13 protein-coding genes are annotated in these 13,120 nt (G+C 44.5%); 7 read left to right on the top strand and 6 right to left on the bottom strand.

Features of this window, described 5'->3' with window-relative positions; all coding sequences use genetic code 11:
• Positions 1 to 13: 13 nt before the first annotated feature.
• Positions 14 to 208, top strand: a complete 195-nt coding sequence (gene rpmI, locus FVR03_RS10810) for a 50S ribosomal protein L35 (protein ID WP_007656420.1) — start codon at positions 14 to 16, stop codon at positions 206 to 208.
• 94 nt (positions 209 to 302) lie between these two features.
• Positions 303 to 647 (top strand): 50S ribosomal protein L20, encoded by a 345-nt coding sequence (gene rplT, locus FVR03_RS10805; RefSeq protein ID WP_147921766.1) that lies wholly within the window; start codon positions 303 to 305, stop codon positions 645 to 647.
• Positions 648 to 979: 332 nt separating this feature from the next.
• Here the strand turns inward: rplT and FVR03_RS10800 are convergent, their stop codons facing one another.
• The 3 genes from FVR03_RS10800 to FVR03_RS10790 form a co-directional block, all read right to left on the bottom strand.
• Positions 980 to 1,750 (bottom strand): GAF domain-containing protein, encoded by a 771-nt coding sequence (locus FVR03_RS10800; protein ID WP_147921765.1) that lies wholly within the window; start codon positions 1,748 to 1,750, stop codon positions 980 to 982.
• 199 nt (positions 1,751 to 1,949) lie between these two features.
• Positions 1,950 to 2,165, bottom strand: a complete 216-nt coding sequence (locus tag FVR03_RS10795) for a response regulator transcription factor (protein WP_147921764.1) — start codon at positions 2,163 to 2,165, stop codon at positions 1,950 to 1,952.
• A gap of 655 nt (positions 2,166 to 2,820) precedes the next feature.
• Positions 2,821 to 3,051 carry a hypothetical protein gene (locus FVR03_RS10790; protein WP_147921763.1) on the bottom strand — a complete coding sequence of 77 codons (231 nt, stop codon included), beginning with the start codon at positions 3,049 to 3,051 and terminating at the stop codon, positions 2,821 to 2,823.
• Between the two features lie 213 nt (positions 3,052 to 3,264).
• Here FVR03_RS10790 and FVR03_RS10785 point away from each other — a divergent pair, with 213 nt between their 5' ends.
• A complete protein-coding gene (locus FVR03_RS10785; RefSeq protein ID WP_147921762.1) occupies positions 3,265 to 3,639 on the top strand; it encodes a hypothetical protein in 375 nt (124 codons plus the stop codon).
• A gap of 79 nt (positions 3,640 to 3,718) precedes the next feature.
• On the opposite strand, the gene FVR03_RS10780 is transcribed toward FVR03_RS10785, so the two are convergent.
• Positions 3,719 to 4,099: a hypothetical protein gene (locus tag FVR03_RS10780; protein ID WP_147921761.1), complete on the bottom strand. Its 381-nt coding sequence runs from the start codon at positions 4,097 to 4,099 to the stop codon at positions 3,719 to 3,721.
• Between the two features lie 518 nt (positions 4,100 to 4,617).
• On the opposite strand from FVR03_RS10780, the gene FVR03_RS10775 reads away from it, so the two are divergent.
• The 3 genes from FVR03_RS10775 (at position 4,618) to FVR03_RS10765 (ending at position 7,212) form a co-directional block, all read left to right on the top strand.
• Positions 4,618 to 5,193, top strand: coding sequence for a helix-turn-helix domain-containing protein (locus tag FVR03_RS10775; protein ID WP_147921760.1), 576 nt, complete (start codon positions 4,618 to 4,620; stop codon positions 5,191 to 5,193).
• 190 nt (positions 5,194 to 5,383) lie between these two features.
• Entirely contained in the window at positions 5,384 to 6,367 is a 984-nt protein-coding gene (locus FVR03_RS10770) for an NAD-dependent epimerase/dehydratase family protein (RefSeq protein ID WP_147921759.1), read from the top strand.
• Positions 6,364 to 7,212 carry an SDR family NAD(P)-dependent oxidoreductase gene (locus FVR03_RS10765; RefSeq protein ID WP_147921758.1) on the top strand — a complete coding sequence of 283 codons (849 nt, stop codon included), beginning with the start codon at positions 6,364 to 6,366 and terminating at the stop codon, positions 7,210 to 7,212. Before FVR03_RS10770 ends, FVR03_RS10765 begins: the two co-directional genes overlap by 4 nt.
• Positions 7,213 to 7,369: 157 nt before the next feature.
• Here the strand turns inward: FVR03_RS10765 and FVR03_RS10760 are convergent, their stop codons facing one another.
• Complete coding sequence (locus FVR03_RS10760) at positions 7,370 to 7,780, bottom strand: response regulator (RefSeq protein WP_147921757.1); 411 nt, start codon at positions 7,778 to 7,780, stop codon at positions 7,370 to 7,372.
• A 3-nt stretch (positions 7,781 to 7,783) separates the two neighbouring features.
• Entirely contained in the window at positions 7,784 to 11,083 is a 3,300-nt protein-coding gene (locus tag FVR03_RS10755; protein WP_187270122.1) for a PAS domain S-box protein, read from the bottom strand.
• A gap of 433 nt (positions 11,084 to 11,516) precedes the next feature.
• On the opposite strand from FVR03_RS10755, the gene FVR03_RS10750 reads away from it, so the two are divergent.
• Complete coding sequence (locus FVR03_RS10750; RefSeq protein WP_147921755.1) at positions 11,517 to 13,079, top strand: heavy metal translocating P-type ATPase; 1,563 nt, start codon at positions 11,517 to 11,519, stop codon at positions 13,077 to 13,079.
• The last annotated feature ends 41 nt before the right edge of the window (positions 13,080 to 13,120 follow it).

The following is a 13,120-nucleotide window of genomic DNA, read 5'->3' as shown; positions in this document are numbered from 1 at the left end:
TAATTATATACCCATGCCAAAAGTTAAAACAAAATCTGGTGCAAAGAAGCGTTTCTCTTTGACAGGTACTGGCAAAATTAAGCGCAAGCACGCTTACAAAAGCCACATCCTGACCAAGAAGACGACAAAGCAGAAGCGTAATTTAACTCACACTGGCCTTGTTAGCAGCGCTGATATGGACAGAGTGAAACTGATGCTTCAGATCTAATCAGTAAAATTAGAAGGTTAATTAAACAGTACGAACCCGGTGCCTGGTTTTTTAAGATTACACTATAATCACCAGTCGCTAAAACTTTAAAGAAATGCCAAGATCGGTCAATGTCGTAGCAGCACGACACAGAAGAAAAAAAATGATGAAAATGGCCAAAGGTTACTTTGGCCGTCGTAAAAACGTTTGGACAGTTGCGAAAAACGCAATCGAAAAAGGTTTAGTTTACGCTTACCGCGATAGAAAAGCTAAGAAGAGAGACTTCAGAGCCCTGTGGATACAACGTATTAACGCTGGTGCACGTGAGCATGGTTTATCTTACTCAGCCCTGATGGGTGGCCTGAAAAAGGCTAACATCGACCTGAACCGCAAAGTACTTGCTGACCTGGCGATGAACCACCCAGAGGCTTTCAAGAGCATCGTTGAGAAAGTAAAGTAATTTACTGACCATACCCATATACCTAAAGGCCTGGCTTCTGCCGGGCCTTTTTTGTTGTTTATAATGGTGAAGGAACATTGGCAGATCTCTTGCTCGTGCAAAGCAAAGATTTAAATATTGCTCAGGATTATATGTTCTTCCTCGCCATAAATAGCTTGGGAACATTGGAAACGACACTTTCCCTAAAAATCAGCAGCCATGTCTGGAGGTTTGGAATGTAATACCAGGAGATGAATTTTATGAGTGAGGAGCAAAATATACCCTAGACGAATTTTTGTTCAAAAACCTTTTGAAAGCCAATTTGATTTGAATAATTAGGGTTATACGCTACGTTAGATTATCGACGAAATAGACCGGTTTAGCAGTTGCTGCTCTAAGGTGGCCTGCAAGGTTACGATCTGCTTTTTCAGAAGTGTAAGATAACTGGTGGTGGTAGCCATATCTTTCTCAACCAAAGCAAATTCCATTTTCTCGGTTAATGTCTTGAGCTGAGTTAGCTTAATCATAAGATCAGGGCTGTTGCTAATCTCGCTTAGCTGTTTGTAGGCTTGCTCCAGGAGTAATTTCTCTTTTCCTAGCTGTTGGTCTTTTAGCCGCAGTTCCAGGTGGGCCACTACCTGCTCCGATAAGGTGGCAAGAGCAAAACGTTGCTTCTCTGTCAGCTCACGTGGTTGCACATCAATAACGCATAAGGTGCCTAACTTATAGCCATCTTTGTTTACCAGTGGAGCACCGGCATAAAACCTTATCTTCGGATCTCCGGTTACATACGGGTTTTGAAAAAACCTGATATCGGATGTGGTATCACATACTTCCAATATATCATCTAGTGCAACGGCATACTGGCAAAAGGAAACCGATAGCGGCGTTTCCTTCACATCTATACCGATGCCGGCCTTGAACCATTGCTTATCGGAGGTAACAAGGCTAATGAGCGCAATCGGTGTTTCGCAGATGGTGGAGGCGAGCGCTACCAGAATGTTGAATTCCTCTTCGGCGGCAGTGTATAGTATGTCGTACTGATGAAGCGCCTGGAGCCTCAGCTCTTCATAACTTTCTGTTGTTACTAAAGATGTGCACATAGGAGGCGGCAGCTTGGTCATCAGGATTTCTTTTTAAGATTAAAAAGTGGCACAACTAGTATAGCAAAGCCAAAAGAAAGTAGCCTATACACCGGGTGCTAAAGCAAAAGGAAAGCGATAGTGTGATTTTTGTGCCTGAATCTTAGAACAAGCCTGATCTTTAGTGAAGTATTTAAAAAGTATAGCAGGTACGGGTGGTACTATGTGCACCAGATTTTAGTTATTTAGAAGCCAGCACCCCAACCCGGTAAGCCCAGCTAACCAGCTCCATAGAATTATTCATCTTCATTTTCCGGAGCATGTTGCGGCGGTGTGTCTGAACAGTGAGTTCTGTAATCTGTAGCTCTTCACTCATCATTCTGCTACTATACCCTTTGGCTATCAGGCCCAGAATCTCTTGTTCACGTTTACTTAAAGTCACATTTAATTTTTGCATAGAAAAATCCGTGAGTAGGTTATTTTATATAATCATTCAGATATTATTTTGTAAATATCTGATTTAAATTATTGATAAACAATACCTATATTTAGGTATTTGGAAAGAAATAGTAAGTTTTTTCTAAGTTTACTGGCTTTCAGGTATTTAAACGGGAGCAAAAATGGAGCTTCAGGAGGTCTAATTGCTCCATAAAGAATAAAGCAGTAGCATAGTGGGCATAAAAAAAGGAGGAGCTTCCTTTTTCAAGGGAAACTCCTCCAAATTTTCAACTTTTAGCCGAGTATGTATACGGGCCTAAGGTTGCGGCGGTTTCAATATTTTAAAAATATTTAATTTATTTTTTATGGAGTACCAAGAGAGGGTTTAAGGCGAAAGAAGTACTTCTAATTCCTGATTAAGCTGCTCCCCAAAATTAGATGCAGCTAGGTGTAAAGCAGAGGCAAAAAGAGTAGCAAAACTTAACAGATAATGAAGTAATTTCAGGTGACGCCATGATGTTATCGGCACTGAAAAATATTGGACCTGGGAAACGAATTATTTAAATGAAAATAGCCTCCAGAAGCTTATTTGCCGTTTTAGATCCAAGGGTATAACCTTTTATATATCCTAAAATGCTACGCTGTTCAAGCGTCCGTTGAGGAAGCTGACTGGCTTAGTGGTGGTGATGGTGGTGACCATGATCACCGGGTTTGCTTTTAAAATTTGCAAACGTGCCAGCGCTGAAAAATACGACCCAGCAAATATACAGATACCCGAAACTCTCCACTCTTTTATTTATTACCACCAGAATAATATGTGCCACAATCGTCATGATCAGGCCCGTGGCAGCCACAAATTGGTAGGAATTCATTTCCCGCGGATCGTATATTTTAGCAAAATTCATAATAAAACATGTTGATATGAAGCAGTAACAGAATAAATAGAAAAGAGGTGCCAACTGCAGGCAAATATAGCAGATACTTCTGAAGAGTTCCTACAATCTGGCCGCTTACCTATAGCTTCGCAACGAGGCGGCTAAGGTATTGTGCCATACTTTGAACAGGAACATGAAACGGGCAGGAGCGTATACAGTAAACGTACCAAAAGAAAATGAATTATGGCCATAAGAGATGAAGATAAAAAAAGCACCCCGGATAAACCTAAAAACGTGCACGATGATTTTAACAAACGGGTAACCATCGGCAACGAACCCGATCCGTCGGCTAAGCGAAATGTAGGAAGAGGTGGTGACCTGGAGCGTGACGATCAGAAAGACAAACTGGAAAACATGCACATCGGGGGTAACGAGGCCACAGGCTATGGCGCTAACGATCCAAAGAGCAAGGAGTCGTATGCGCAGGGACCAGGCTTTGAGTTTGAAGGTAGCGACACAGCCATGGACGACAGCGTGAATGGCATCAGAAATTCTGATCAGCCCTTTGAGGGAGAGGCTTCTGCCAACGACCAGGAGGGAGACCCGACCCGGGTATAATCAGTTTAAAAATAAAAGAGAGAGGCTCCCCGGAAGTTAATTCAGGAAGCCTCTTTCTTTTACCTGCCTGGGCAGTTAGTTATCGACTTTCAGTTATGGCCATTAAGCTGGTATTACCTTCTTTTTTATAATGAGAAAAAGAAGTTAGCTGCATCGGCGTTAAAAAAGAGGTCAGATCCTTCTCGAAATTCAGCTCTAGTTCGTTTAGTTTCTGTAAACGCGCTGCCTGATCGTTATTATATGCCGCATTTATTTCAGCAGTCTTCGCAAAGAGGCTTCTGTTTAGGGCTTTTAATTTTATGTATTCCGGCTCGTTTAACTGAAGCGAGTTAGTTAAGGCCCTTGTCATCTCTAGGCATTTCTTTTCTGCATCAGGTGTTAACGAAACATAGGAAGACTGTGCAAAAGAAGCAGAAGCAGTAGATAACGCAAATATGGATAATAGTAATATTTTTTTCATATGATCGAATTTAAGTGTTAAAACAAGGAGATGAGGATTGATAAACTTATAGATTTGTGTATATTGATAAAGTAATATTTGCTGTGTATGTTGATTTTACGAGAGAAGAGTAGTAGTGTTACTCAAACTGAAAAAAATATTTTAAATAACTAAAAAAGGCTGTTTTGAGATGGCAGGCGCTATTTTTTAAGTTTACTTCCAATAAGTTATAAGGAGTATTAGGTTTGAAAGGTGCTATTTCTTAATTGTTATTGATTATGTGTTGCAGGTGATGAAACTAATAGCTTGATAAAAATCAGGATTAAACTATATATAGAATTCTTTAATGAAAATGCAGAGCGCTTTTTATATTATTATGCAAAAAAGTAGATGCGCGTATATGGGGTGGTATATGTTAGCATACTCTTAAATGGTTACTTAATGAGCTTAAAAAACTTGAGCCTCATTAGCTAATAAATCGATTTACTTCTGTTAAGCTTTCAGATTTCGTAAATTAGGTGCACAAGAAAATGTTGAAAATGGCTGAAACGACTTTACATATCCGGAATATGGTTTGCCCCCGATGTATTAAAGTGGTAACCGACGAACTTACAAACCTGGGCCTTCCGGTGGTGGAGGTGAAGCTTGGAGAAGCAAAGCTTTCGGCAGTACCAGCACCTGATGCCTTAAACAAGGTTCGGGTGGTGCTGCTTGAGAACGGTTTTGAGCTCCTCGAAGACAAAAAATCTGAAGTTGTGGAGCAAATAAAAGTCGCTATAATTCAGTTAGTGCAGTCTGGCCGCATCGAAGATCTTACAACCAACATATCAACCTACCTGGAGTCGGAGCTGGGCCATGACTATAACTACCTGAGCAGTTTGTTCTCTGCAGAAGAGAATTTAACAATAGCCCGGTACGTGGTGCTGCAAAAGGTGGAGCGAGCCAAAGAGTTACTTACTTATAACGAGTTAAGTCTGAGCCAGATTTCCTTCCAGTTAGGCTACAGCAGTGTGGCACACCTATCGAATCAGTTTAAACAGATAACGGGCATTACACCTTCCGACTTCAAAAAAAGCAACGCAAGCTCACGCAAACCTCTCGACCAGGTTACCTGAAAACAAATAACCCGCCCACGTAGAATCTCGTGATAGGAGAAGGGGCCAGGGCAGTGTGCTTCGAAATTTCATCAGGTGGACCCTTGGATTAAAAACTTGAAAATAGCTTCCAGAGGCTGTTCTCATGTATATAATTTGAATTAGTACCCGTCAGAATTTTTTTAATAGGCTCGCACGGTTAAACTTAGCTATGAAGGTATTTATAACGGGGGCAACAGGCTATATAGGGGAGCAACTGGCATTGGCGCTGGCAGCCCGGCAATTCGAGGTGGTGGCGCTGGTGCGCTCACCTGAACAAGCCACAACTTTGCGCACTGCTGGCATCACTCTACTGCAAGGCGACCTCGATTCAGTAGCTGTTCTGGAGAAAGGCATGCAACAGTGCCAGGCAGTGTTGCATTTGGCTGCTTATGCCAGGTTGTGGCCCGAAAACGAGGCTATTTTCAGAAAGGTAAACATAGAAGGAACTTGCCATGTGGCCGATGCAGCACTTAAAAACAAGGTGCAGCGCCTTATCTTTACCTCTACTGCCGGGGTTTTCGGTCCGTCTGCCTCGGCTGCTGAGCCGGTTACCGAAGACACAAATAAATCAGTACCACACACAAGCGCTTACGAAGCCACCAAAGCAGAGGCCGAAAAACTCCTTAAAACCTATGTGCCCAAAGGCTTAGAGGTTATAATCTTGAACCCAACTCGCGTTTACGGGCCCGGCAAAGAGAGCGAAAGTAATGCCGTTAACAAACTTATCAGTTTGTATATGAAAGGAAAATGGCGATTTTTGCCAGGCAACGGTCAGAGCATCGGCAATTACTGCTTTACCGAAGACATCGTATCCGCTCATATAAATGCGATAGCTTTGGGCAAAAGCGGACATAATTATTTGCTGGGAGGGCACAATATCTCGTATAAAGAGTTGTTTGATTCGGTTGCACAGGTAACGGGACAGCACCACCGGCTTTACAAGGTACCTGCAAAACTGTTGCATGTGGTAAGTCAGCTGTTGGTAGCAGGGGCAAAGCTCACAAACTCCAAACCATTGCTTACACCAAAATGGCTTCAGAAGTACTTAAACAACTGGTGCGTTTCGAGCCAAAAGGCACAGAAAGAACTGCAATACACAATAACTCCACTAGCTGTGGGTTTAAAAAAGACAATAGATTATATTAAAGAATGATTGAAGCGAAGAGATACTCCTTAGTAACTGGTGCAAGTACAGGAATTGGCAAGGCAATTGCCGAAGAATGTGCCAAAAGAAAACAAAACCTGATACTCGTATCGCTTCCCGAATCTGGCCTGCACGAGGTAGGCAAAACCCTGCAACAACACTACGAAGTTGATGTAAGAACAGTAGAACTGAACCTTATTCAACCCCATGCTGTAAACGAACTCTACGATTGGTGCTGCCGGCAGGAACTTGCCATAGATGTGCTCATAAATAACGCCGGAATGGGCAACTACAGCCCGTTCTCCTCTACCGAGCCGGAAACATATTTGAACATTGTGCGCCTGAACGCAGAAGTGGTTGTTCTAATGACCAACATCTTTTTGCCAAAACTAAGAGAGCACCGCGAATCGTACGTTCTGAATGTGGGTAGCTTTGTTTCCTTCCTCCCGATTCCTTATAAAAGTGTTTATTCTGCCTCCAAAAGCTTTGTGCTCACCTTCTCAAAAGCCTTGCACAGCGAGCTCGACCAGTATGGGGTGCACGTAAGCTGCCTCTGTCCGGGGCCAACCTTGACCGAAACAGTTAAAAAGCGGAACCAGCTGCTCCTGAGCCAGAACAGCGATCTGCTCTCGCTGTCGCCGGAGGTAGTAGCTAAAGTGGCCATCGACGGACTTTTTAAACGGAAACGGGTTATTATACCTGGCTGGAAAAATAAGTTTATTTTGTCTCTAATTCCGCTGCTCCCTTTCAGGCTGAAAAGCTATATTCTAAAGGCTATCTTTAAAAACGGATTTGAGAAGGAGGAAAAAAGACCACTGAATAAAACAGATGAGCAGAAAGCATCAGTGCATTAAATCTAATTTTCTTGATGTTTGGGACAGAATTATTCAAATAAAAAAGCCCTTCAGAAGCTAAAATGGTTATTAGGTGCCAAGGGTATGTAATAAGTTGTGGTAACAAAAATGCCCGATGTTGTACAGCATCGGGCATTTTTATGTAACATGTTTTAGTTTAAGCAGAAATGAACTCTTCTTTAATAAAACCAAGGATTTCTGGTGAAAGAGGTTTAGAGAAAAAGTCTTTCACTTCGCTGTGGCTTTTGGCAGAAATAATATCTTTCCGATCTACAGCCGACGAGAGCATAAACAGGTTACATAGAGCAGTGGCCTCTGTGGGTAGTTTCCGGTATTCTTCAATAAATGACCAACCATCCATGCCGGGCATATTTATATCTAAAAAAATAAGCTCCGGAAAGCCGGCAGGATCTTTATCTGTTATTTCTTTTAAAAAAACCAGGGCATCTTCCGCCCACTCGAAGCTAATGACTTCGTCTGCAAAATTTTCATTTTTAATTATACTCTCACACACAAAGTTATTAACCTGATCATCGTCAATTAGTACCACTTTTTTCAAGGTTCCCATCAATTATGTATAATTTTTTAAAAACACGATAAAATTTGTTCCGGAACCGGCATTGCTCTCAACCTCTACGCCTCCTCCAAGTAACTCGGCCTGCGTTTTTACAAGATGAAGCCCTATGCCTTTCCCTTCGGTGTGTGGGTGGAAACGTTTATATAAGCCAAAAATCTTGTCTTTGTTCTTCTTTAAGTCTATCCCCAAGCCATTGTCAGTAATACTTAGGCAAATATAATTAGGAACTTTATAACTACGTAGTTGTAACAGCAATTTTCTATCAGGAGATTTATACTTGATGGCATTTGCCACCAGATTATACATTATGCTATATATAAAACTTCTGATTGTAAATACCTCTGGTACTTCGTCAAAATCGGCCTCTACCTGTACATCTTCGGCTGTTACTTCATCTGTTAAAATCGCCAGTATCTGCTCCAACAGTGCGGCAAAGGCAATTTTCTCCTGAACTTTGTTTATTTCACTTCTGATTGTGAGGATGTCGTTTAAGTCTCTGATGACGCTGTCGAGGGACCTGGCAGATTTTATGAGGTTATCTATTATTTTGGTATTCATCGGCGATTCGGGCAGCGACCTATTGTAAACAGACGTAAGACCCAAAATGTTTGCAATAGGTGCCCTTAAATTATGCGACACGATGTAGGCGAACTGCTGCAGGTTCTGGTTTTGCTTGAGTAACTGCTCGGTTAGCTCATTTCGCCGGGCCTCAGCGGCTTTGTACTGTGTCATGTCGGAGGCAGACCCATCAATGCGCAGGAGCTGGCCAGCTTCATCGAACAAGGGCGAAAGCCGGAGCAGGATCCATTTCTGCGCCATGTTTCTGCTGATAATCCGTACTTCGCAATGCTGGCGCTGGCCATCTTTGAGGTAGAGTAGCGTCTGGTCCAGCAGCATATCGCGGTCTTCTTCCAGTGTTATTTCGAGCCATTTGTGTGCGTGCTGCAGCAAATAGTTTTCTTTATAACCTGTTAGTTCCAGGCACTGCGGGCTTACGTAGGTCATTCTGAACTCGGCATCCGTCGAGAAAATAACTTCCGGAATGTTCTCGAGCGTAGACTGTAGCAGGTTGCGTGCTTCGGTGGCTTTCCGCTCGGTTTCCTTCCGTTCGGTTATATCCTGTACAGAGCCCGAAATTTTAACCGGCTCTTCGTCTTCGTCATACACTATTTCCGCAATCTCGATTACGTGGCGCTCCGTACCGTCCTGTCTTAAAATGCGGTGTTCCCCTGTCAGCATCGTTTTGCTAGTGATGGCCTCCTGTACCTGTGCCACCATCCAGCCCAGGTCATCGGGGTGTATTAGCTCGGAGAAGTTTTGGAGGGTAGGGCGGAACACATCCTTCTCCAGCCCGAATATGGCGTAAACGCCTTCGGAGCAGGAGAGCAGGTCGCGCTTCAGGTCGTACTCCCAGTTACCCAGGTGCGCCAGTTGTTGTGCCCGCGCCAACTGCTGCTCGCTGCGCTTAATTGTTTCTATGGCCTGCTTACGCTCCGAAATATCAAGTATACTAAAGGCAACCGCCAGTGTTTTATTCTCCGGACCTAATATAGGCCTGAAGGCTATTTCGTGCCAGAAATCGCCACGGCCGGTTTCATAAATAATGGTTGCGCCCTGCATGGCACGCTGGTGGTTTTCTACTATGGTGGTAGTAGCGCTTTCTTCTATATACTCTATTATGTTCTGGCCTGCCTTCAGGTCCTTGAGTAGGTGTGTTTTAACCTGTGCAGCAGCCACTTTGTTAAACGACAACACTTGCAGGTCGGCGTTGAGCAGGTAAATAGCCTGCGGAGAACTGTTTAACAGGGCACGCAGGTTGGCCTCGCTGTTCAACAGCTGTTCCTGTGCCTCTTTCTGCTTTGTAATGTCAATCAGAGTGCCATTCCAGGTTATAGGGCCGTTATTCTTTTGGCTCGGCAAACCATGCCCCCTAATCCAGCGCCATTTGTTCTGAACCGGCTCCCAAATGCGGTACTCCACCTCCCAGGGCTTTAGCTGCTGAAAAGAGCATAAGGTAATGCGTCGCATTCGGTACCGATCGTCGGGGTGTACAGGCACAAACAGTTTTTCGGGGTTATCGGTAAAAGAGGCCGATGCTATACCATATAACTCCTGTATGCCTTCGCTTAAAAACGAAATCCTGATCTGGTGCTGGTCGTTCATCTGAAATTGGAACACAGCACCCGGAATGCTGGAGCTGACCTCCCGCATCTGCTGTTCACTTCGTTCGAGCTGCCTTACGGCACGCTGCCGGTCTTCCACATTAATGGCAACTACCAGCCGTGGGTGCCTGTTCTCGGTCAGGGGCAAAGCATGCGAACGGGTTTCGGCTGTAAACAAGGTGCCGTCGTGGCGCTTGTGGTAGCCACTGTTAACTGTTATTCCCCATCGGTCTGCACTTGTCAATTCGTTCCTGAGCAGGCTGAATTCTTCTTCAGGCCGAATGTCAAAAATTGTTTTGGAAAGAAATTCGTCCCGCGTATACCCATACTCCCGTAGGGCCGCCTCGTTTACCTCCAGAAACTGAAACGACTCCTGGTCGAATACCCAAAGGGGAACCGGGTTGTAATCGAAGAGGTTCTTGTACTGGCGTTTATGTTCGGTAAGTGCCAGCTCCAGTTGCTGCCGTTCCTGTATTTCGTTGTTCAGCACCAGGTTGTCGCGCCTCAGCCTGTTTATGGTAATTAAAATCATGGAGCCTGCCCCGATCGCAATAAAAAAGGCTACCACCAGCAAAAAGTTAAAACTCCGGATGGTATCGGTAATGCTAGTAACGGCTTTTTCGGAGTTCTCGCGGGTAGTTTCCCTGATGCTGTGGTTTAGCTGGTGCAGCAGCCGCTGGTGCGTGCGCGACACAGGAGCCAGTGTATGGGCGCTTATAAGTTCGGACCTGGTGTAGCGTCCCTGTTTGCTCATTTCCAATATCTTCTCCACATGCAGGCTATAGGCCTCCCGCTCTTTTACAAACTCTTCTAAAATAATAAGGCGGCCATCGTTGTGCAGCAACTGGCGGAGTTGTTCTATGGTGGCTGCGTTTTTAATATTTCGCTCCCTGATCCGGTTTTCGTAAAGCGATTTCAGGTTAAGGTCCGGAGTCGAAATAAAGCCCAGTACAGAAGTGTACATGGCATCTTCGTTTTCATGCAGGTTATTCACCAGCTCCAGCTTCAGCATGGCATCCGAAACAATATTATTGTAATTTCCGCGCACCTGCCTCGCCCCGAAAAACGACAAGGCACTAACGGTGAGCAGTACAGCCAGTAAGAGCGAAAAAGCGATAACCACATACTTCACCGTCCGGCTACTATGGGTTAATATATTAAATCTATTATTTGTAAACTTCATACGAGAATACACTCCAGCCTAATTTCAGGCAAAATTAAAGTGGCGCAAATTTATATATAAATTATGGGCTGCAATTGCAAATTTGTTTAATTATATAAAAGAATTATCCTTTAACTGATTTAGTAAAACAGGCAACGACGCCAGCCAAAACCTATAAGTTACTGCGGCTTAAAGGTTTTTATGACCTTAAGCTGCTTTGCAGCTAGCTTCTAAAATAGTTATTCAGGAAATAGGTAAGAAGTTTGTTTTCTGGTAGGAGAGGGGGCAGGAGCAAGTAGGTACTCGATACCTGTTCCGAAAAATCTGCAAATGATAGCAGTAAAACTGTAACGAACCAGGCTTCAAAGTATTTTAATTTTGTACGATTCATAACAAAGACGAGATGGAAGCCAGAATAGATACAAAATTAGAAAAGAAAACTTTTCCGGTTGAGGGAATGACCTGCGCCTCCTGTGCCTCGAGTATAGAAAGTATGCTGCGGGCTACGGCAGGTGTGCAGGAAGCAAACGTGAATTTTGCCGGTAAAACGGTGCAGGTGGCCTATGAACCCACTATTATAAAACCGCTGCAGTTAAAGGAGACAGTACACGAAATAGGGTTCGAACTCCTGGTGGAGGAGCAAACTGAGCAGGAACTGGAGCAACGAGAAGTTGCCTCACTGCACCAGCTCAGGATTAAAACTGTTGTAGCTGGCATGCTGGCAGTGCCTGTTTTCATTTTGGGCATGTTCTTTCATGGTAGCTTTAGCTGGGGGAACTGGGCTATGCTGCTGCTAACCTTGCCTATAGTAGTATGGGCTGGCCGACATTTTTACACCGGTGCAGTAAAGCAGGCGAAACATTGGCGCGCCAACATGGATACCCTGGTGGCGCTGAGTACAGGTATTGCCTTTGCGTTCAGCTTGTTTAATACCATATACCCTTCTTTTTTCCTGAACCGTGGCCTAATGCCCCATGTTTATTATGAAGCAGTAGCCGTAATTATAGCTTTTATTCTGCTGGGAAAGTTTTTAGAGGAGCGGGCGAAAGGGAGAAGTGCGACAGCCATTAAAAAGCTGATGGGGCTACAGCCTAAGGTAGTGCGCATTATAAGAAATGAAGTGGAGCAGGAGGTGCCGCTGGAGCAAGTACAACCTGGCGACCTAGTGGTGCTTTTGCCCGGTGACCGTGTGCCTGTAGATGGCGAAGTAGTGGCAGGTGCCTCTTATATTGAGGAGAGCATGCTTAGTGGAGAGCCACTGCCGGTACAGAAACAAAAGGGCGATCAGGTTTTTGCCGGTACAATAAACCAGAAAGGCAGCCTGCAACTGCTGGCGCGCAGAACTGGCAGCGAGACTATATTGGCCCATATCATCAGGATGGTGCAGGAGGCCCAGGGAAGCAAGGCGCCGGTGCAAAAGCTGGTCGATAAAATTGCGGGCATTTTTGTGCCGGTGGTACTCCTGATTGCCGTTTTGACCTTAGTTGCCTGGCTGGTATTTGGTGGCCAAAGCTACTGGTCTGAAGGGTTGGTTTCTATGATCTCGGTACTGGTAATTGCCTGCCCCTGTGCGCTTGGGTTGGCAACCCCTACAGCGATTATGGTAGGTGTAGGAAGAGGGGCGGAGAATGGTATTCTGGTAAAAGACGCAGTGAGCCTGGAAAAAGCGCAGCATGTAAACGCGGTCCTGCTCGACAAGACAGGTACTATAACAGTAGGTAAGCCTGCCGTAACTGATGTAAGTTGGGCTGGCGGAGTAGGAGACAAACCTGCGCTGGAGCAGTTGTTCTTCTCGATGGAGGCGCAGTCGGAGCACCCGGTGGCGCAGGCCATTTATACGCATTACAAGGAGCAGGGGCTAAAGGCACAACAGCCAGACAGTTTTACCAGCATTACTGGCCACGGGGTGGAAGCCAGCTTTAACGGCAAAAACTATTTAACTCGAGTTGCGATTATAAAACTATGAAGCCATCCAGGTTTGTTAAGGGGTAAAGCTACCAAACTTTA

The sequence above is a fragment of the Pontibacter qinzhouensis genome, assembly GCF_008017455.1.
GTDB lineage: Bacteria > Bacteroidota > Bacteroidia > Cytophagales > Hymenobacteraceae > Pontibacter > Pontibacter qinzhouensis.
The sequence above is the reverse complement of the archived record's forward strand: the minus strand, read 5'-3'. Positions and strand labels throughout refer to the sequence as shown.